The organism is Bradyrhizobium sp., from assembly GCF_035309285.1.
Taxonomy (GTDB): domain Bacteria; phylum Pseudomonadota; class Alphaproteobacteria; order Rhizobiales; family Xanthobacteraceae; genus Bradyrhizobium.
Genome location: NZ_DATGFH010000046.1, coordinates 1 through 20,317 on the forward strand (window position 1 = coordinate 1; position 20,317 = coordinate 20,317).

A 20,317-nucleotide genomic window follows, 5' to 3' on the forward strand; every position below is an offset into this window, starting at 1 on the left:
GCAACCGGCCTCGGTCTTCATCAGGCGTCACCGCGCCCACATCAGGCAGCTGGTCGCGCGCTGGACAGGCGAGAACCAGCTCACCCTCGATGCCGTGCTTGACGACATGATCTCCCGCTGCCGCGAGCTCAATCTGCGCGCCGTCGGCTCAGAACGGAAGCTTGTGATGGACTTCACCGTGCTGTTGACCGCCAAGACGATGCACGTGCTGTTTGGTCCATCGCGCCGCAAGTGGATCGCCCTATGAGACGCCTGCGCATCCTGGTGCTGATGCGTCCGGACCTGGTGCCGCCGGACTCGACCGACGGATACACCACGCGGCAAATCAATGAATGGAAAACCGAATACGACGTCGTGAGCACCCTGCGCGAAGCCGGCCATGATGTCCGCCCGCTCGGCGTGCAGGAGGAAATCAAGCCGCTGCGCGACGCAATCGAGGATTTCAAGCCGCATGTGGTCTTCACGTTACTGGAGCAGTTTCACTACGAACCCGTGTACGACCAGCACGTCGCGAGCTTTCTCGAGCTGATGAAGGTCCCCTATACCGGATGCAATCCGCGCGGCCTGATCCTGGCGCGCGGCAAGGACCTGTCGAAGACATTGGTGCACCATCGCCGGATCGCGGTGCCGGCGTTTGCCGTGTTCCCGATGCGCCGCAAGGTCAGGCGGCCGGCGCGGCTTGCGCTGCCGCTGATCGTCAAGAGCCTGAACGAGGATGGATCGCGGGGTATCTCGCAGGCATCCGTCGTCGATACGGACGAGAAGCTCGCGGAGCGCGTCGCCTTCATCCACGAGCAGATCGGAACCGCCGCCATCGCCGAGCAATATATCGAGGGACGTGAACTCTATGTCGGCGTGCTCGGCAACAGTCGGCTGCGAGTGCTACCGGTTTGGGAACTGAAATTCGGCACCATGGGCGACCAGGGTGCTCGGCTGATAGCCACCGAAAAGGTCAAACACGATCCCAGTTATCAGGAGCGTGTCGGAATTGTAGATGGGCCGGCCAAGAACCTTGCGCCGGAGGTGTACGCCCGTATTCAGCGAACGGCGAAACGCATCTACCGAACGCTGGGGCTCGATGGATACGCGCGTATCGACTTTCGCCTCTCTGCCGACGGGACCCCGTATTTCATTGAAGCAAACCCCAATCCCGAAATCGCAAAGAGCCAGGAGTTCGCCACAGCGGCCCAGCATGACGGACTCGATTACCTGGCCCTGCTGCATCGCATTCTGACTCTTGGAATAAGCCGGGCGAAGACAGGCGTATCCGCAGGCTGAAAGGCAACGCGAGCCGGGAGCGCGGGCGACGTCAGACAAACCACGCTACGATGGTGAGACCGACAATGATCGAGACCAAACCCCCAATCAGCATCGGCAAGAGCGTGCTTTCGCCCTGGCTTGTCGATCCGTCGCGGTCTGCGTCCACGCCGTAATTGCTTTCGATCATGGGTGATCCCTTGCCGAAGTCCGGCGAACGATCGACTTTCCCAAGCATGAGATGTCGTCGAAGCGGGCAATGCCGCCATATTGTCGCGGGAACGGAAATGGTCATGGGTTGACCTCCGGTTAAAAAGATATATTTTTTGTACATCTTTTGGCGCGTTTCGACAAGGAAAAATTGCGATGATCGAGAGCCATCGCGGCGCCACGGGCTCGCTCTGTCAGCAAAGAATCGAGTTTCGTGACGATACCTTCGTGGTCGATGCAGCACTCATCGGCGAGCTGCTGCATCTTCCGGCCTCACGGGTCCAGACCCTGATGCGTTCGGGAAGGCTCACAAGCGTCTGCGAACGCGGCGTCGATGAGCACGCCGGCGAAATCCGCCTCAGCTTCTTCTATCGCAATCGCCGCGCGCGCGTGTGCACGGACCTGGAAGGCCACATCCTGCGCAAATCAGCCATCGACTTCGGTAACCGTCCGGTCCCGGGCACGCGACAACGGCCGATCGTCGGGGATGAGGATCCGATCGAAAGCGAGCGCGAGTGATGGCCCGCAGCGATCGGCGACCACGGCCGATCCCGAGCCAGCCGTTTGCGCCCAACCAGGACCCCGAGCCGACATTGACGCTGTCATGCAGTGACCGCAGGATACAGCGTCTTCAATGCTCGACTATCCTGGCTTGGATTGCCGTGACCGCCTATCAAGCTAACCGCGTAACGTTCGTGCTCATTGCCCGAATACCTCCTGAGGGTATCGAGGACTTTCGGGCCCACGAGGATGCCGTCTTGCCGTTATTGCCCGAGTTTAACGGACGTCTGGAGCGTCGTTTTCGAAATCCAGATGGCACCAGAGAGGTGCACATCGTCAGCTTCGCATCCGATGCGGACTTTCAAGATTATCGGAATGATCCCCGGCGCATGGCCCAAGCCTGGTTGCTGGAAAAATCATCTGCGAAGCTGGAATTGCTTCCGATGGCGAACGACTTTTGATGGCCCCGCGCCGACATCGTGAGGTATGTCTCTGATGACGCTTCACCGTTTCCGAAAAGGAATCCGCCGTCGTCGCAGTGCAAGCGATGGACGGCACGATAGGAGACGTGCAAAAAGCGTCCCGCCGGCGATAGAGAGGTCAACTGAAAGAGGTGTTACTTGGTGAATAAATCCATCACCGCGCGCGCACCCTTTTTTCTGCTGTGGATCTGCGGGGCGAGTCTTCGCCTGACCGTGCTGGCAGTGCCGCCCGTGATTTCGCTGATGCAACGAGATCTCAATCTTTCGGGCACCGAAATCGGACTGCTATCCGGCATACCCGTTGTCGTATTTGGTATTTTCGCGGCTCCGGGATCAATCGTCGTTGCGCGAATGGGCGTGCGCGGCGCGTTGGTGTGTGGTCTTTTGGTTGCGGCAGGCGGGGCGCTGCTTCGGATCGGGGTGTCAAACGCGTGGCAATTATATCTTACGAGTTTGCTCATGAGCGCCGGAATTGCCGTGATGCAGCCGGCCATGGCGGCAGCGGTGCGCGAGTGGATGCCAGAGCGGTCGGCCTTTGGCACGGCCGTGTACACCAACGGCTTGATCCTGGGTGAGATCATCCCCGTCGCAACGATGCTTCCCCTGGTCTTGCCCTATTTCGACGGAAGCTGGCGCCCGGCGTTGGGAGTGTGGTCCTTTCCCTTGATCGCCACTGCCGTGGTGGTCGCGGTGTTCGCTCCCAAGTCGGCAGCCAGCGTCAGTACAAGCCATGCCGGGCGTTGGCTCCCGCAATGGAATAGCAGGCTCAATTGGCGCATTGGTCTGACCTTGGGGAGCACGACGAGCACCTACTTCTGCCTCAACGGGTTTTTGCCTGCGTTCTTGAACGGGAACGGCCGCCAGGATCTCGTCAGCGCGGCCCTTACCGCGCTGAATGCCGGGCAGGTTCCGGCATCTTTTCTCCTGCTGATAACCGCCGACAAGCTGCAGGGAAAACGGTGGCCACTCCTGGCGTTAGGAGCGCTGTTTTCCAGTTGCGTGGTGGGAATCATGATTTCTGCGAGCGCATGGACCGTGTTCTGGGCGGGCCTGGCCGGATTTTCACTTGCCGCTTCGCTGGTGTTGGCGTTGGCGCTCGCCCCACTGCTTTGCAACAATCCCGACGACGTTGCGCTGACGTCAGCAGCAGCTTTTGCAATCAGCTACGGCTTCGCCATGCTGATTTCGTTGCTTTCCGGAGTTGCATGGGACCTGGCAGGCAACGTTAATGCCGCACTCATCCCAATTCTATTTGGGAGCTTTCCAGTCCTGGTCGCCGCACCGACGTTTGAGCGGAAAGAGCCGTGACGAGCGCCGCTACGCCGCAGCAGGCAGTCCGAACCACGTGGTCAACGCCGCGGCAAGCCCGAGCGCGGCTCCAACCTGCTCAGGGCATGGATACCGAGGGCGTCGCGGCGCAAGCCCCATTGCGGCTCGGCGGCCATCTCGACCTCGGCGATCAGGTTGCTGATTGTCGGATCCCAGCCAGGAAATTCGATGCCAGCCGCTTTCCGGATCAGGCTGCGTCCGCCGTCGCAGCCGACGAGATAATCCGCCCGCAGCGGCGTGCCGTCGGACAGCGCCACGTCGTCGCCGTTGTCGTCCTGCACGAAACCCGTCACCTCACGTCCGCGATAGACCGGCACTGCCAGCTCGCCGACCCAGTCGGCGAGTATGCGCTCGATCTGATTTTGCCGGAGCGCGAGCCCGTAATGGTGCCGAGTCGGGAAGTCGCTGATGTCCAGAGGATTCCAGGCGAACCCTGCGACCTGGCCCACCTTTCCTTGCAGAGGAAGCGGTCGGCGATTCCGCGTTGATCGACAATCTCGATGGTCCGTGCGTGCAACCCGCCTGCACGCGACCCGGCGAGGTCCTGGTTCAGGCGCCGCTCGACAATGGCCACGTCGACACCCGCCAATGCCAGCTCGCCCGCCAACATCAGTCCTGTCGGACCTCCTCCCGCGATCACTACCGCATGATTTGCCATCGCCACGCTCCCCTCGTTTCGGCGACGGTTCTACGGGATGAGCCGGGTCTTGCAGCAAGCCCGTTGTGCGCCCCATATGGAGCTGGAGGAGTGGTGTTTTCTCGCTGTGGTGAGTTGACGCCGAAGCCGGCGACGATCGAGGCGGCCGCTACGCGATGGTCGTTCACACGCTGGCGAACTCCGAAAATGCTCACGAGCTGGCGAACTCCGACACGGAGCTCGCTCTGAGCTTCTCCGGATGATTGCGTGCAAGGCGCGACTGGCGCACCCTTTGCCGTGTCTTCTCCCGCCGCGGCTTGGCCGTATCATGACCGCCAATCGCCTTGTGGCTCTTCGGCGTACGTTCCGCGGCCGGATGTATCTTCCTCTTCACGACAGGCTTTACGATTGGACGGAGAGCCATGGCTATGTTCCGGACGTTTGTTTTGTGGTGGCTGAATGAACCGTCTGAAAGCGGATCAGCTTTGGGTGATCAACGCCGCGTTTGGGGTAGGGGTTGCGCGGAACACGGATGCCCGTCACGCCCGTTTGATCTCAGGTCCAGATCGGGAACCCATGTCAGGCACGCCGTCATGCTGAAGCCCGAGTTTCGCCATCCGCCGGCGTTCTTCCATCGTGATCAGGACGGGCGGGTATCGCCAATGAGATGGCGGCGCGCCCGAAGGAGTATTGTCCCACTATTGGTGCAGCAGGCTGTGCAGGTCCTCAGTTGGAAGTCCGTGAGCCTTCATTTGTGCCTCACGATCGGTGAGGCAGTTCATACTTCCTTGCGACTTGGCCAGACCTTCGTGGAGACGATGCAAGACGTCCCAGTACAAGGCGGTGGCGTCTCGATTGGCGTATACATCGCTGATCGCTTCGTAGACTTTCCGGCAGAACGTGCTGATGCTCGCTCCTTCGTTCTGCTTCTCGTCGTAGGCGCCGTTCTCAAGCAATCGAATTCCCGTAGTTATTTGCTTCGGGCCGCTTGTCTCCAGGATGTCCCACAGCTTGATCTGCTGATTGCCAACCTGAAAATTCGCAGCATCCAAAAAACTATGCCCTTCACTCACATATTTGGCGAATCCCTTGCGGCTCCCGTCATTGTTTTTTGCAGCGTCGTAGATCCCGAGCCTTGACGGCAGGGTGTTCGCTGACACCTCGATATAGATTACTACGGCAAGCTGGCCATTGTCATAGCCATCCAGTCGAAACTTCACGTGATTTGGTTGTGGATTGGTCTGCCCTGCCTTAATGAACTGCATCCCCTCACCCAATGTGTAGTCCTGCGAATTGGACGTTGTGAGGATCTGAGCGGCGAGACCGTTTACGGCCTCCAAAGCTCCCGTGGCGATTTGGGGTATTGCCAATAGCGGCGTGAGTTTAGAAGCATCCTTCAGCAGCGTCTGTGTTTCCGTTGGATCATAATCGATTTTGTCGGTCTTATAAGCCCGGAGCTGCACTCCAAAAAGGTTATTAGGTTCATCGACTGTCAATCCGTAAAGCAGTTGACCTCCGAGGTAACCCATCTGCTCGACCTGCTTAGACTTAGTGAACCAGAGGAACGAACTGCTCTTGATAGCGCCCTGCATGAGTGTTCGCTCGGCGATCGTTTTGCCTGCGCTGTGAGAGCCAACGTGACGAGAAATGTCCCGTCCGTACTGCTGTTGAATTTGTCTCGGGCGATCAACTTAAACAGCTCTTGTAGTTCAGCGTCATTAGCGAACACTCTGTATTGAACGTATCCGGGGACTTCTCCCAATGGCACGTCCTGATCTGTTGGTGAGCCCAGGTTTTGCAGAGAAAGATTGATAGTGGATGCGGCACGGGCAGCTCCCACCAAGATCGGCAGCACTAGAATGCAAAGAGCGGCAATGCTGAGCCTCTTCATTCATATTCCCCCAACTTCCAAACCGAAACCTTCTTCTACCCCGCCCATAGGCGCAATGTTCAGGGCACTCTCTCGAATTGCGCATACTTATCATGTCATCCAGGGTTGAAAAGGCGCTTTCGACCGATTCAGCAGGTTTGCTGGCCGCTTATGTTCGCTTTGCCGCATCGAAATCCGCGGCTGCGTGCGCTCGTGCGCTCATAGCCGGGCAGGCGGAACGGCCGCCGCGCTCACAATGGCCGCGCTTGCCTGCGAACCTCATTGGCGATCGGCCGTAGCGATTCCGGCGCAGCCTGGCCGACCAGGCTGTAGCCCAGACCATTGTCAGCCCAGGCGAAGCCTTTGACGTCGCCCTGCGCCTGCGGCGTCATCGGCGCGTTCTGGTCCGCGCTGCTCATCGGGCGCGTCAGCACGACAATCCGGCTGCCGTGGTCGTCGTCATACATAAACATGGCGGCGGGGCCGTGCTCGGTGGGGACAAGGCGGCCTCCCATCAACCGGTAGCCCGAAGTGGACAGATCCGGCACCTTCACCGGCCGATGCAGCCGGTCGGACACCCATTGCACGAGTTGGCCTGTCTCCGAGGCGCGAACCTCGACGGGACGGACGTGGTCCGGTGCGTAGACGCTGTAGGAAACGGACGCCTCCTGCGCGAGCGCCGCCAGGCCGCCCGGCTGCGTCTGCAGCGCGCCGCGCATGGCCCAGCCGCCCAGACCACCAATGCTCAACAGCAGCATGGCCGCCATCGCCCACCGGACCACCGAAGGCCGTTGCGTGCGGTTCTCGATGATCCGCGAGAGATTGAGCTCCGGCGGCAGCGGCTCCTCGGCGATCGGCGCGAGCGCCGCGCGCAACAGGTCGCGCTGGCCCGAGAACGCGGCGATGCGTTTGGCGACGTCGGGATGTTCGCTCAAGTAGTTGGCGACTTCTGCCTGCCGCTCGGGCTCAAGGGCACGATCCACATAAGCGTGGAGATCATCTTCCGTGATCGGTCGATGGCTCATTTCCCGCTCCGTAGTGACACGACGTTGATCGATTCCTTGTTCGCAATTCCGTCGATCTCCTGCTGCAGTCGTTCGCGCGCCCGGGAAAGCCGCGACATCACCGTGCCTAAGGGAATGTTGAGCACCTTCGCAGCATCCGCATAAGAGAGATCCTCGACCGCAACAAGCAACAGTACGGCACGCTGGTCCTCGGGGAGCCTCGCGAGCTTGTTCATGACGTCCTGATACATCAGTTTTTGTTCCTGCACGGCGGCCTCGCCGAAATCGTCTTCATTGGTCTCGTCGATCGGGACATGCCTGCCGCGTGTGGCCGATTGGCGAAACTGGTTGATCGCCAGGTTGTGGAGGATGGTGAAGAGCCAGGCGCGAACATTGCCGTCGCGCCGCTGGTACCAGCGGCTGACGGCGCGCTCCAGGCAATCCTGCACCAGGTCGTCGGCATTGGCGCGATTGCGAACCAGGGCGCGGGCATGGCGGCGGAGCGCGGGTATCAGCGGTTCGACCTGCAGCAGCATGTCTTTCATGGCGCGCTCCGCCTGCGGCTTCTCTCAATCTACCACTATCGGGTTTGCACCTGTACTGCCGGCCCGAACGCCGTCGCATCGCCGCGCGCAACGACCAGATAGCGCCGCTCCGTGCTTGCGCCATCGTGGACGATTTGCCGGATCGGGCCCGTCGCGTTGACGATCGCGGAGCCTGCCGGATTGGTCATGAACGCTGCCAACGGTTGCAGGGAACCGCCGCCGTCCGCACGGTCCGCCAGCGCGAGCACATATTTCTGTTTCGGCTCGAGCCCGGTGACTGAGGCCTGCAACACCTGGATCAGTCCCTGATCGAACAGCGACACGCTGGTCGGCGTCTGTCCGTCCTTGGCTGCGTCCTTCGCCGCCAGCGCCAGGTGCGAGACCTGGCCGGCGAGGCCGAGAGGCTGCAGGTTCTCTCGATTGTCGGGATTTGGCGCAGCGTTCGGAACATAGGCGATTGCCTGCGGCGCCTGTCCGATCGGAATGTTGGCGATCACTTTGTTGGTTGCGGTGTCGATTGCCGCGAGCGCATCGGCATTCTCTAGTCCGACATAGATGCGCGAGCCGTCGCCGGACGGCCACACGCCGTGCGGCAGATTGCCGACCGGGATGGTCGCGACTTGCGCGAAGTCGTCGGTGCGGAACACCTTGACCTCGTTCGTGCCGCCGATCGTAACATATGCAAACGTCCCCTTTGCCGTATGGGCGAAGTTCACGTGGTTGGTGATCGGGCCTGTATCGATCGCCTTGATCAGGTTGAACGGCGGCTTTGCGTTGAACACCTGGGTCTTGCCGACATCCTTGAGCGTAAACCAGACCTGGCTCCCGTCCGGCGTTGCCGCGATGTTCGGGCAGAACGGGCTTGCCTGCTTGACCTTCGCTACGATCTTGTGATCGGCAACGGAGACGACGTCGGTCTCCGGGTTGAAGGATGAGCAGATATAGCCGTACTTGCCGTCGGGCGAGAAGATCTGCATGCCGGGGCCACTGGGCGTGGTGATACGGGTCTTCTCCATGAACGTCTTGCTGTCGATCACGGAGATGTAGTTCTCGCCGCGCACGGTGACCCAGACCTCCTTGCCGTCGGGCGTGTAGAAGGCTTCGTGCGGCGAGCGGCCGACATAAGTCACGTGCTTCACGGCATTCGTAGCCGTGTCGATGAAGGTCACGGAATTCGACCCGATCGAAACCACGGCCAGCGCGCGATGATCGGGTGAATAGCCCATGCCATGGACGAGAACCTGACCCTTGTAGAGCGGGCTGAAATTGCCCGGCTGCGGATCCCCCAGACGGATCACGCCGAGCAGCTTGTTGTCGACCGGGTCGGTCACCGAGACTGTGTTCGAGAACTGCTCGGCGGCGTAGACGCGGTCGTGATGGCTGATCGGGATATCGGGTGCGGATAACGCGTCGGGTGCCTGTCCCGCCCACGCCCCCGAACACGACGCGAGAATGGTGCTTGCGAGAAGAGTGATCTTCCAGATCGTCATGGTCTGCTCCTAGTGCTTCATGCCAGAGGACATGTCCATCTGCATGCCCGTGTGATGGTGTTCGCTTCTCGCCGCCGGCTGCTGTTGCGTCGGAGCCGGCGTGGACTCCGTGGCCGGCTCACCGATCGCGAGTTTCATGGCCGCGATTTCCTGCATCTGGTCGACGATGATCTCCTGTGCGATGCGCCGCAGCTGTTCGTTCTTGCCGTAGCGCAGCTCGCTGATCGCCATGTCGATCGCGCCTTGATGATGAGGGAGCATCATCGCCTCGAAATCGCGATCGACGTCACCGGTCGGCTTGATCGTCATGTCATTCATCATCCTGGTCATCGCGTCGTCGTTCTCTTTCAGGAACGCAGCCTCGTCGACGGCAGCGGCCGGCGGCGCAGGCGGGTGGGGCTCGTGCGCAAGCACAAGTGATGGCAGGGCAAATGCGAGAAGAAGGCGCGCGCCAAGAAACGCAGTACCGAGACCTGATCTCGGAAGGTTCCGTGAGAGCATCGTCGCGACGCCGCGGGATGACGGGCGATGCATTTTGAACTCCGTGAATGGTTGTGTTGGAGGTGTGACGTGCCGGGCGGCTTTCTATTCCGTCAGGCGTGTCGGCTTTTTGGAGCAGGAGCTCGCGAAACTCGAAAAGTGCAGTCGCTGCAAGGACAAGCGACCGTTCGGCGGTCCCCTCACATAAACGTTAGCCTTGCTGGCGCGTCCGACGCAGGTGCTGCTGACCGTCCGTGGAGCACGGAAAACCCGAAGTTCGCGAGCCGATTCAATGACGGGTCGGTCGTCCGGTAGGTCTTCCAATAAAATTCTGCGAATCGAAAATTTCCTCTTTACGAATATCAGAAAGTGTGCATAATGCGCCGCTATCCCGACTCGGCAAGAGGGGCGGACGCGTCGTCACGGACGTTGAGGCGGGATGCGATGGACGTGCGGACTGCGCGAGACGAGCGCGCTGTGCGGACGGCCAAGCCGTGTGGTCCTGATCCCCCGACGCTGGGATCAAGCTTGCGAGTAACGAGCTCGCAGGCGACGGGGGCTATCAAGCCCGGCACCCCGGGGAGAGCACGGAGCAGCCGTTAAAACCAATCGCGCAGGGAAGGCCGGGTCGCTCCGGTCGAACCTGCGGACAACTGGTGTGCGTTCTATGCGGACTACCGCTGCACACCAGGCTGCGGGTGCGGCCAGCATCCGGTCTTCCCTGCGCCCTTGTGTCTGCAAAATCTGCCAGAATGTGCGAACGGGCGGTTGGATCAGAACCGCCCGTTGCTGGAACTGAGCCCGTTGCGCCCTAAGGCGACAGAGTCTGTATCAGAGCGAGGGACAGCTCCGGTGTCTTCCTCAACCCGAACAGTTGCAAGGGCTTCGAGCCCGAACCGAGCAAGGAAGGGAGTGGATGATGGCACAGAATGAAGTGATTGTCGTGGGCATCGATGTGGCCAAGGACAAGGTGGATGCGTGCATTCGCTCGTTGTCGCTGCGGCAGACGTACCCGAGCACTGCACAGGGTCACCGCAAGCTGGTGGCCTGGCTTCGCAAGCACCAGGTGAGCAAGGCGGTGATGGAGGCGAGCGGCGGCTATGAGCGGCCCTGGGCCAAGGTGCTGCGCGAGGCCGGCATCGAGGTTCGGATCGTCGACCCCAAGCGGGTCCGCAGCTTTGCGCTGTCGGCCGGACGTCTGGCCAAGAACGATGTGATCGATGCGGAGATGATCGCCTGGTTCGCCGAGACATTCAGCGATGCGCCGAGTCAGACGCACGATGCGGCCCGCGAGGAGCTGCAGACCTTGGTGAAGGCGCGCCGTGCTGATCGCAAGCGTCTCGCCGACGAGGCTCGCCTCGTGCCAGGCGGGCCAGCCCTTGACATACAGATTGGCGCGGAAGCGCAAGGGATAGACGGGAAGGCCGATCATGTTCTCGATCGCTGCAAGGCTCGCGCGGTTGATGATCGAGACCACCTTTTTGGCGACGTCGGAAAAGCTGTGGCCGGGGCTCACGAGGACCTTTGGCGTTCCCTTGATCCGGCTGGCATACCGCTCGGCCAGGAAGCGCTCGATCGCGGCGCGGCCGCCCGGCGCCTCGAGATTGCCTTCGGCTGCGACCGCGCCATCCTCTTTCAGCGTCAGGACACTGGTCGCATCGTCGAAATGGGCCTCGAGCGCCGCCAGCCATTCGTCCCGCTGCAGCATCAGGAAACAGGTTTTGGGCAGCCAGGTCGGGGCGGTCGGGTCAAAGCCACTTGGGCCATTTTCGATCGCATAGCGGCGGTCGGCCGGCAACGTCTGGCGAGGCTGCAACGCCACCGTCTGGAGGGCTTCTGGGGTGAGGCCTTTGACGGGATAGCGGTAAAGGCCGGTGATCGTGGCGGGCAGAGGCATGGACATCGGCTTTCACTAGGAGATTCCGGGGCTTCGCGCCACCGCACACGAATTTGTGAGGTGGGCTCTTCCGGAACCGGAGGGCCGTGCCCACATCTGCCACAAGCCAGACAGAGGATGGCGACGACCGGCGGCTGATTGAGGAACGTCAATGCGGCCGTCGAAAACCCAATGAAGATGCTGCTTTGGTGCCTTCGGGGTCAGGCGGCAGGCTGAGGGAATGACATGAATATCGAGAAATACACCGAGCGGTCGCGCGGCTTCATCCAGTCTGCGCAATCGCTGGCGATGCGCGAGGGCCACCAGCAGTTTTCGCCGTTGCACCTGTTGAAAGTGCTGCTGGACGACAGCGAGGGGCTCGCCGGAGGTCTGATCGACCGCGCCGGCGGCAATTCCCGCGCGATCCTGAAAGCGACCGAGGACGCGCTCAAGAAGTTACCAAAGGTTTCTGGAAGCGGGGCCGGGCAAGTGTACCTTGCACCGGAGATGGCGCGTGCCTTCGACGCGGCGGAGAAGGCGGCCGACAAGGCCGGTGACAGCTTTGTCACTGTCGAGCGGCTCCTGCTCGCCCTCGCGCTCGAGAAGAACAGCGAGGCCGGCAGCATCCTGAGCAAGGGCGGCGTCACCGCGCAGAGCCTGAATGCGGCGATCGAATCCCTGCGCAAAGGCCGCACCGCCGACAGCGCCACGGCCGAAAACGCCTATGACGCGCTGAAGAAATATTCCCGCGACCTGACCCAGGCCGCACGCGACGGCAAGCTCGATCCGGTCATCGGCCGGGACGAGGAGATCCGTCGCACGATCCAGGTGCTGTCGCGCCGCACCAAGAACAATCCCGTGCTGATCGGCGAGCCCGGCGTCGGCAAGACCGCCATCGTCGAGGGCCTGGCGCTGCGCATCATCAACGGCGACGTGCCGGAGAGCCTCAAAGACAAGAAGCTGCTCGCGCTCGATCTCGGATCACTGATTGCAGGCGCGAAATATCGCGGCGAGTTCGAGGAGCGGCTGAAGGCCGTGCTGCAGGAGGTCACCTCCGCCGAGGGCAGCATCATCCTGTTCATCGACGAGATGCACACGCTGATCGGCGCCGGCAAGGCCGACGGCGCGATGGACGCGTCGAACCTCCTGAAACCCGCGCTGGCGCGCGGTGAGCTGCACTGCATTGGTGCGACCACGCTCGACGAGTATCAGAAGCACGTCGAAAAGGACGCAGCGCTCGCGCGGCGCTTTCAGCCCGTCTATGTCGATGAGCCGACCGTTGAGGATACGATCTCGATCCTGCGCGGCCTGAAGGACAAGTACGAGCAGCACCACGGCGTTCGCATCGCCGATTCCGCGCTGGTTGCCGCCGCCACGCTGTCGAACCGCTATATCACCGACCGCTTCCTGCCCGACAAGGCCATCGACCTGATGGACGAGGCGGCGGCGCGGCTGAAGATGCAGGTCGATTCCAAGCCGGAGGAATTGGATACGCTCGATCGCGAGATCATCCGGCTGAAGATCGAGCAGGAGGCGCTGAAGAAGGAAAGCGATCCGGGCTCCAGGAGCCGGCTGCAGGCGTTGGAGAAGGAGCTTTCCGAACTCGAGGAGCGTTCGGCGGCGCTGACCGCTCGCTGGAGCGCGGAAAAGAACAAGCTCTCCAACGCGCAAAAGCTGAAGGCCGAGCTCGATACGCTGCGCGTGGAGCTCGCCAACGCGCAGCGCCGCGGTGAATTCCAGCGCGCCGGCGAACTCGCCTATGGCAGGATTCCGGAGCTCGAGAAGAAACTCGCTGCGATCGAGGCCAATGACGGCGCCGGCGAGATGACCGAGGAGGCGGTCACCGCCGACCGCATCGCGCAGGTGGTGTCGCGCTGGACCGGCGTGCCCGTCGACAAGATGCTGGAAGGCGAGAAGGACAAGCTCCTGAAGATGGAGGACTCGCTTGGCAAGCGCGTTGTCGGCCAGGCCGAAGCCGTGCATGCGGTCGCAACCGCAGTGCGCCGCTCGCGCGCAGGGTTGCAGGATCCGAACCGGCCGATGGGCTCCTTCATGTTCTTGGGTCCCACCGGCGTCGGCAAGACCGAGCTCACCAAGGCACTCGCCGAATATCTCTTCAACGACGAGACCGCGATGGTCCGCCTCGACATGAGCGAATACATGGAGAAGCACTCGGTCTCACGGTTGATCGGCGCGCCTCCGGGCTATGTCGGGTATGACGAGGGCGGTGCGCTCACCGAAGCGGTGCGGCGCCGGCCCTACCAGGTCGTGTTGTTCGACGAGATCGAGAAAGCGCATCCGGATGTCTTCAACGTGCTGCTGCAGGTGCTGGACGACGGCCGCCTGACCGATGGCCAGGGCCGCACCGTCGACTTCCGCAACACGCTGATCATCATGACCTCGAACCTCGGTTCGGAGTTTCTGGTGAACCAGCCGGAAGGCGAGGACACCACCGCGGTGCGCGACCAGGTGATGGGCATCGTGCGGATGCATTTCAGGCCGGAGTTCTTGAACCGCGTCGACGAGATCATCCTGTTCCATCGCTTGCAGAAGAGCGAGATGGGCCGGATCGTCGAGATCCAGTTCGCGCGTCTCCAGAAGCTTCTGGAAGATCGCAAGATCACGCTCGCGCTCGATGCCGCGGCGCGCGACTGGCTCGCGGCCAAGGGCTGGGATCCCGCCTATGGCGCACGTCCGTTGAAGCGGGTGATCCAGCGCAGCCTGCAGGATCCGCTCGCCGAGATGATCCTGGCCGGCGAGGTCAAGGATGGCGACAGCGTCGCGATCTCGAGCAAGGGCAATGTGCTGACCTTCAACGGCAAGGCGCCGAAGACCGCCGAGATTGCCCAGTTCGAAGCGGCGGTGCCGAAGCGCAAATTGAATTGATGCGCAAGCTGAAGGAAGGCGCGGCCAAGGCCGCGCCTTTTCTTCTGCGCCATGGGACGCGCTCAGGTTTCCTTGATGACGGCGTCTGCATTCGGCTCGCGGTCGTCCTCATCCGCTGCAAGCTCGTTCAGGATTTCCACGAGTTCGCCGACACGGCCGCGCGGCAGCGGCCTGCCGGCGTTCATCAATGGCTCGTCATTGGCGATCCAGGCCTGCGCTTCGGCCAGTTCGTCGATGGTCGCACCGGTGCCGATGATTTGCGCAATGACAAAATCGTCGGCGCCGCCGACGGCGTTGATCGCGTCGTCACGGGTGATGCGTCTCATGGCCAAGCGCTCCCGTTCGGCTTATGCGACCCCACCATTGGCGGGGTCGCAGTTGTCGTATTGCGCGCTAGCGGCCCGCAGTGAGCCGCGGCGGGGAATGCGACATCATCCACAGCTCGATCGCGGCGAGCACAGCAACCGCTGCGCCGACGATAACGCTGATCGTCATGGCTGTGGTTTCCGCGTGGAAGCCCAGGACCCAAGGGGAGACCAGGGTCCACAGGCCCACGATCAGATTCAGCCATTCTTCCCAGACCGCGAACGCCGCCAGCGCCGCGATGGCAAGCACTGCGATCACGATACCGGCGATATTGGCGTTCTGGGCGGCTGTGGTACCGCCAAATCCGAAGATCCAGGGTGACACAAACAGAAAGGCGCCGAGGATCAGGTTGGCGACGTCGCAATATCTTGCGTTCGTCCAATTCTCCATCACACCCTCCATTGAGGTGCCCCCCAAAATTCAAGGTGGAGATCGCCGCGTCTGTTCCAAGAGAGGTGAGCCAAATTTAATGCAACTGTGGCGGTGCAACGCCCGTTAACCATTGCCGGTGGTTGGATCGCGCGAGAAGCGTTGCGCCGCAGCAAAAGCCATTTCGATCGCGCTTGCCCGCGATCAGGCAAGATCGGCGACGCCGGTTACATCCAGAGCCTGTGAGGGAGTTGCCAAGGGAGTTGCCAAGGAGTTGTCAAGGGAGTTGCCATGTCACGGGATCTCGTCGCGCACAACAAGCCTGTATTCGATCAGCTTCATCCAAGGATCTATGCAGTGGCTGTCGGCCTCATCGCTTGGTTTGCGCTGATGGCCTGGGTGCTGTTCGACCGCAACGCTGAAACAAGCCTGTCGTTGATCTTCGTCAGCGTGTTGTTCCTGGTTGCGGTGCTGGTGCCCTGGCTGATGTCGCTGGTCTGGAAGAAATACCAGCTGCCGTATGAACGGCATCCGCAGCAAACATCGTTCAAGGATTGGCGCGATGGCGATTTCGCGGTCTGGGGCGCGAAACTTCACGGCGCGCATGCTGCGATCGACGTCCTGCTGCCGCTGATCGCTGTCTCGTTCGGCCTTACGGCGATCGGCATCGTCTTTGCGATCGTGCGCGCGTCGATGTAGCCCGGCGAAGAGAGATCAGCGGTTGCTCATCTGCAGCGGGCCGCCGTTGGCATCCGAGATGTGTGACCCGTTGCGGCCGTTCATCATCGCGTCGAGCCGATCGCGCTCCTTCTCGAAGCTTGCCATGATCGCGCCATCCAGCGCACGGCCGCGCGGCAGCTTGACGCGCAACGGATCGACGAAGCGGCCGTTGACGAGGATTTCGAAGTGGACGTGCGGGCCGGTCGCTAGGCCGGTCGAGCCGACGAAGCCGATCACCTGACCTTGGCGGACGTGCTTGCCGACGTCCATGCCCTTGGCGAAGGCCGACATATGGCCATATGCGGTCTCGTAGCCGTTGTTGTGCTTGATGCGGATATATTTGCCGTAGCCGCTCTCGGTACCGATCTTTTCGATCGTGCCGTTGCCGGCCGCAAAGATCGGCGTGCCATAGGCGGTGGCCCAGTCGACGCCAGTGTGCATCCTCACATAACCCAGGATCGGGTGGCGGCGGCTGCCGAAGCCGGAGCGCATGATTGCGTTGTTGACAGGCTTGCGCACCAGGAACTTCTTCGCGCTCTTGCCGGTCTCGTCATAGTAGTCGACGACGCCGTCGTCGGGGGTCTGGAAGCGGTAGTATTTCTTGGTCTCGCCGCCGAGGGTGAGTGCTGCGTACAGCACCTCGTTCTTATCGGTGGCAGCGCTGCCTTCGTCCTCGCCGGCGTAGAACACGTCGAAAGAATCGCCCGGCTGCACCTTCCGCTGGAAGTCGACGTCGTAGGAATAGATGCGAATCATGTCGTCGATGACCGGCATCGGCACCTTGTTGCGCAGCGCAGTCTCATAGATGCTCTGATAGAGCCGCACGCCGCTGCCGTCATCATCGTCATCGTCGTTGGTATTCTTGTTGTCTGCGGAATCGGTGGCGGTGTTGATGCTGGAGACGTCGACGGCGACATATTTGCCGAGGTCCGACAGGGCCGCGACCGCTTCGACGGTCGTGTCGTTGGCGACGATCACGCGGAACGGTTGCAGCCGTGCGCCGGGAGTCGCGGGCGCCATCAGGATGCGGAGTTTCTCGCCTTCCTTCAAGCCGCCATCGCGGCCGTGGGGGCCCAGCGTGGCGGCGATCGCCTTGCACTCGTCGGCCGTCGCGCCCAGGTCCTTGAGCACCGAAGTGATGGTATCGCCCTTCTTCACCAGATGGATACGTTCGCCGGTCGGATTGCCGCCGGTCACCTGGTCATGAGTCTTCGGCAGCAGCGTGACATTTTCCGGCACCACGCGCGTCTCGAAGCCGGCATAGGGGTCCGGCTGCGGCGGGCCCTCGGTAGCGTAGGCCATCTTCATGTCGGATTGCGTGGCGCCGGTCGCATCCGCCGTGACGTTGGCAAGCGCATAGCGGACGCCGCCGCCATTGCCGTGCCAGTTGGCGGCGTCCTTGACCCGCATGAGGACGTCGTCGAGCGCGACGGTGGCGGCGATCCTGGCCTTCGGCAGCACCGTGCCGAGATCCTTGGTGACGAAGGAAACTTCGGCATCGGGTTCGGCGGCCGCATCCGCGTCCGCGTCGGGATCGTTGGACGAGGAGGGCGCCGAGCCGACATCGGTCAGCATGCGCTGGGCGTTGAACGGCGGGATCTTTGCCGAGAGATCGCTCGTCGTCATCGACAGATTGCCGGAGATTCGCACAAACGGTCGCGCCCGCATCACGTCGCGATTGCCGACGCGGGTGACGGTGGAGACGCGGATCACACTGCGCGAAGCGGTGGCTTCGCCCGGCGGCGGCAGGCGGTCGCTCTTGTGCAGGCTCACGGTGTGATCGCCGGTGCCGAAGGCCCCGCGCAGCGCGCTTTCGACCCGCTCCGGCACCCGCGCAAAGGTCATCTCACCGTCAAGAGACGCGAAAACGGCGCCGCCGATCAGAGCCGCGCCGCACAGGCCAGTCAGAATAGTGCCGCTGAACCATTGTACGGACACGCGGCGGCGGTCGATCACCGCGGCTTCAGAACCGTCGACCGAAAGCGGTGGCTCATGGCCGAGATCGATCATGCCGACCTCGCGTCCATATCCGCCCCCCCGTGACGTCCTTTGGTTCAACCCCGTGTCCCCCCAACTACCGGCCGAGCCGCACGGGGAAACCTAACGCTCGCACCACACCGACCTCTTTCCCGATTCATTCGGGCTTTCGGAAACATGGCGGTCCATCCCCGTCCGACAATCAGAGGCCAATTCCGAGGCCGAAATTGCGAACGAAAATGCGGTTAAGTTCTCTCGATGCAGCCAGGCTTTTGGGAACAGGCGACGGGTTCATCATTGCTCGCCGATCCCCCAATTGAGTGAACGCCGGCAGCCCCCACTGGCATCCGGCGATTCAAATACTATCTATACGTCAGAACGTCGCAGGATTGTGGCTCAAGTGCGGCGCCATACCCGCAAAAATAGCGGCTTCTTTGCAGCGCAAAAATAATCGAGGCGATGCGACGATTTGTTGACGATGACCGTTGACAAGCAAGATCGGGCGGGCCTATAACCCGCCCCACTGAGCGCGGCGCTGCTTTGGCCCTTGGCCAAGGTGAGTTTTCGCGCCCATCAAGCTCCTCATTTTGATGAGTGAAAGAACAACCGATTGTCATCGGTTGTCATTTGCCGTCGAATGTGGGGCTGACACGTCTCCCTTTCATGGGAGAGGGGCTTTGGCCCCGGGCTGTTTGACAAGTGAAGATGAAGAAAGAGAAACGTGGACGGCGGAGTCCTTGCGGGTCTCGATCGCGGAAACCTCTAAGTTTTCGTAAATCGGGACCGGACGAAAGACTTCGGCGGTACACGTTTTGAATAAGGAAACACCATGATCGGAAGCGATGTGAATCGCGTTCGGTCAATATGGTGGGACCTCGTCAAACGTTGTGATCAGCCGGCTCAAAGTTTCAAGTCCAACTTGAGAGTTTGATCCTGGCTCAGAGCGAACGCTGGCGGCAGGCTTAACACATGCAAGTCGAGCGGGTGTAGCAATACATCAGCGGCAGACGGGTGAGTAACGCGTGGGAACGTACCTTTTGGTTCGGAACAACACAGGGAAACTTGTGCTAATACCGGATAAGCCCTTACGGGGAAAGATTTATCGCCGAAAGATCGGCCCGCGTCTGATTAGCTAGTTGGTGAGGTAATGGCTCACCAAGGCGACGATCAGTAGCTGGTCTGAGAGGATGATCAGCCACATTGGGACTGAGACACGGCCCAAACTCCTACGGGAGGCAGCAGTGGGGAATATTGGACAATGGGCGCAAGCCTGATCCAGCCATGCCGCGTGAGTGATGAAGGCCCTAGGGTTGTAAAGCTCTTTTGTGCGGGAAGATAATGACGGTACCGCAAGAATAAGCCCCGGCTAACTTCGTGCCAGCAGCCGCGGTAATACGAAGGGGGCTAGCGTTGCTCGGAATCACTGGGCGTAAAGGGTGCGTAGGCGGGTCTTTAAGTCAGGGGTGAAATCCTGGAGCTCAACTCCAGAACTGCCTTTGATACTGAGGATCTTGAGTTCGGGAGAGGTGAGTGGAACTGCGAGTGTAGAGGTGAAATTCGTAGATATTCGCAAGAACACCAGTGGCGAAGGCGGCTCACTGGCCCGATACTGACGCTGAGGCACGAAAGCGTGGGGAGCAAACAGGATTAGATACCCTGGTAGTCCACGCCGTAAACGATGAATGCCAGCCGTTAGTGGGTTTACTCACTAGTGGCGCAGCTAACGCTTTAAGCATTCCGCCTGGGGAGTACGGTCGCAAGATTAAAACTCAAAGGAATTGACGGGGGCCCGCACAAGCGGTGGAGCATGTGGTTTAATTCGACGCAACGCGCAGAACCTTACCAGCCCTTGACATCCCGGTCGCGGACTCCAGAGACGGAGTTCTTCAGTTCGGCTGGACCGGAGACAGGTGCTGCATGGCTGTCGTCAGCTCGTGTCGTGAGATGTTGGGTTAAGTCCCGCAACGAGCGCAACCCCCGTCCTTAGTTGCTACCATTTAGTTGAGCACTCTAAGGAGACTGCCGGTGATAAGCCGCGAGGAAGGTGGGGATGACGTCAAGTCCTCATGGCCCTTACGGGCTGGGCTACACACGTGCTACAATGGCGGTGACAGAGGGATGCAAAGGGGCGACCCTTCGCAAATCTCAAAAAGCCGTCTCAGTTCGGATTGGGCTCTGCAACTCGAGCCCATGAAGTTGGAATCGCTAGTAATCGCAGATCAGCACGCTGCGGTGAATACGTTCCCGGGCCTTGTACACACCGCCCGTCACACCATGGGAGTTGGCTTTACCTGAAGACGGTGCGCTAACCGCAAGGA

At 61.2% G+C, this 20,317-nt stretch carries 15 protein-coding genes, 1 rRNA gene and 4 pseudogenes; 9 read left to right on the top strand and 11 right to left on the bottom strand.

Going from position 1 to position 20,317, the window contains the following annotated elements; all coding sequences use genetic code 11:
• Together VKR55_RS09980 and VKR55_RS09985 are read left to right on the top strand one after the other, a co-directional pair.
• Positions 1 to 247 (top strand): annotated as a pseudogene (locus VKR55_RS09980) (putative zinc-binding metallopeptidase); the annotation flags it as partial.
• On the top strand, positions 244 to 1,278 hold the full coding sequence (locus tag VKR55_RS09985; protein ID WP_324402377.1) for a D-alanine--D-alanine ligase family protein: 1,035 nt from the start codon (positions 244 to 246) through the stop codon (positions 1,276 to 1,278). The pseudogene VKR55_RS09980 and the gene VKR55_RS09985, both read left to right, overlap by 4 nt.
• A 31-nt stretch (positions 1,279 to 1,309) precedes the next feature.
• Here the strand turns inward: VKR55_RS09985 and VKR55_RS09990 are convergent, their stop codons facing one another.
• A complete protein-coding gene (locus VKR55_RS09990; protein ID WP_324402379.1) occupies positions 1,310 to 1,447 on the bottom strand; it encodes a hypothetical protein in 138 nt (45 codons plus the stop codon).
• Between the two features lie 176 nt (positions 1,448 to 1,623).
• On the opposite strand from VKR55_RS09990, the gene VKR55_RS09995 reads away from it, so the two are divergent.
• The 3 genes from VKR55_RS09995 (at position 1,624) to VKR55_RS10005 (ending at position 3,758) form a co-directional block, all read left to right on the top strand.
• Positions 1,624 to 1,986, top strand: coding sequence for a DUF6522 family protein (locus VKR55_RS09995; protein ID WP_324402381.1), 363 nt, complete (start codon positions 1,624 to 1,626; stop codon positions 1,984 to 1,986).
• The gene (locus VKR55_RS10000) at positions 1,986 to 2,429 is read left to right on the top strand and encodes a hypothetical protein (RefSeq protein WP_324402383.1); all 444 of its coding nucleotides are present in this window, start codon (positions 1,986 to 1,988) and stop codon (positions 2,427 to 2,429) included. The genes VKR55_RS09995 and VKR55_RS10000 overlap by 1 nt, the downstream gene beginning before the upstream one ends.
• A 162-nt stretch (positions 2,430 to 2,591) precedes the next feature.
• Positions 2,592 to 3,758 carry an MFS transporter gene (locus VKR55_RS10005; RefSeq protein ID WP_324402385.1) on the top strand — a complete coding sequence of 389 codons (1,167 nt, stop codon included), beginning with the start codon at positions 2,592 to 2,594 and terminating at the stop codon, positions 3,756 to 3,758.
• 68 nt (positions 3,759 to 3,826) lie between these two features.
• On the opposite strand, the pseudogene VKR55_RS10010 reads toward VKR55_RS10005, so the two are convergent.
• The 6 genes and pseudogenes from VKR55_RS10010 to VKR55_RS10035 all read right to left on the bottom strand — a co-directional run.
• Positions 3,827 to 4,437: pseudogene (locus tag VKR55_RS10010) on the bottom strand (FAD-dependent monooxygenase); the annotation flags it as partial.
• Between the two features lie 677 nt (positions 4,438 to 5,114).
• Positions 5,115 to 6,008, bottom strand: a complete 894-nt coding sequence (locus tag VKR55_RS10015) for a hypothetical protein (protein WP_324402387.1) — start codon at positions 6,006 to 6,008, stop codon at positions 5,115 to 5,117.
• 529 nt (positions 6,009 to 6,537) lie between these two features.
• Positions 6,538 to 7,311 carry an anti-sigma factor family protein gene (locus VKR55_RS10020; RefSeq protein ID WP_324402389.1) on the bottom strand — a complete coding sequence of 258 codons (774 nt, stop codon included), beginning with the start codon at positions 7,309 to 7,311 and terminating at the stop codon, positions 6,538 to 6,540.
• Complete coding sequence (locus tag VKR55_RS10025) at positions 7,308 to 7,835, bottom strand: sigma-70 family RNA polymerase sigma factor (RefSeq protein ID WP_324402391.1); 528 nt, start codon at positions 7,833 to 7,835, stop codon at positions 7,308 to 7,310. The genes VKR55_RS10020 and VKR55_RS10025 overlap by 4 nt, the downstream gene beginning before the upstream one ends.
• A gap of 35 nt (positions 7,836 to 7,870) precedes the next feature.
• Positions 7,871 to 9,325 carry a YncE family protein gene (locus tag VKR55_RS10030; protein ID WP_324402393.1) on the bottom strand — a complete coding sequence of 485 codons (1,455 nt, stop codon included), beginning with the start codon at positions 9,323 to 9,325 and terminating at the stop codon, positions 7,871 to 7,873.
• A gap of 9 nt (positions 9,326 to 9,334) precedes the next feature.
• Positions 9,335 to 9,826, bottom strand: coding sequence for a DUF305 domain-containing protein (locus VKR55_RS10035; RefSeq protein ID WP_324402395.1), 492 nt, complete (start codon positions 9,824 to 9,826; stop codon positions 9,335 to 9,337).
• An 898-nt stretch (positions 9,827 to 10,724) separates the two neighbouring features.
• Between VKR55_RS10035 and VKR55_RS10040 the strand changes: the two are divergent.
• Positions 10,725 to 11,069: pseudogene (locus VKR55_RS10040) on the top strand (IS110 family transposase); the annotation flags it as partial.
• A 108-nt stretch (positions 11,070 to 11,177) separates the two neighbouring features.
• Here the strand turns inward: VKR55_RS10040 and VKR55_RS10045 are convergent.
• A pseudogene (locus tag VKR55_RS10045) lies at positions 11,178 to 11,708 on the bottom strand (MOSC N-terminal beta barrel domain-containing protein); the annotation flags it as partial.
• Positions 11,709 to 11,927: 219 nt separating this feature from the next.
• Here VKR55_RS10045 and clpB point away from each other — a divergent pair.
• A complete protein-coding gene (gene clpB, locus VKR55_RS10050) occupies positions 11,928 to 14,567 on the top strand; it encodes an ATP-dependent chaperone ClpB (RefSeq protein ID WP_324402397.1) in 2,640 nt (879 codons plus the stop codon).
• Positions 14,568 to 14,629: 62 nt separating this feature from the next.
• Here clpB and VKR55_RS10055 read toward each other — a convergent pair whose 3' ends face one another.
• Complete coding sequence (locus VKR55_RS10055) at positions 14,630 to 14,893, bottom strand: hypothetical protein (RefSeq protein ID WP_324402399.1); 264 nt, start codon at positions 14,891 to 14,893, stop codon at positions 14,630 to 14,632.
• A 67-nt stretch (positions 14,894 to 14,960) separates the two neighbouring features.
• A complete protein-coding gene (locus VKR55_RS10060) occupies positions 14,961 to 15,323 on the bottom strand; it encodes an SPW repeat protein (RefSeq protein ID WP_324402400.1) in 363 nt (120 codons plus the stop codon).
• Between the two features lie 270 nt (positions 15,324 to 15,593).
• Between VKR55_RS10060 and VKR55_RS10065 the strand changes: the two genes are divergently transcribed.
• Positions 15,594 to 16,001 (top strand): hypothetical protein, encoded by a 408-nt coding sequence (locus VKR55_RS10065; RefSeq protein WP_324402402.1) that lies wholly within the window; start codon positions 15,594 to 15,596, stop codon positions 15,999 to 16,001.
• A 15-nt stretch (positions 16,002 to 16,016) separates the two neighbouring features.
• Here VKR55_RS10065 and VKR55_RS10070 read toward each other — a convergent pair whose 3' ends face one another.
• A complete protein-coding gene (locus VKR55_RS10070; protein ID WP_324402404.1) occupies positions 16,017 to 18,080 on the bottom strand; it encodes a M23 family metallopeptidase in 2,064 nt (687 codons plus the stop codon).
• Positions 18,081 to 18,914: 834 nt separating this feature from the next.
• Between VKR55_RS10070 and VKR55_RS10075 the strand changes: the two genes are divergently transcribed.
• Positions 18,915 to 20,317 (top strand): 16S ribosomal RNA (locus tag VKR55_RS10075); the annotation flags it as partial.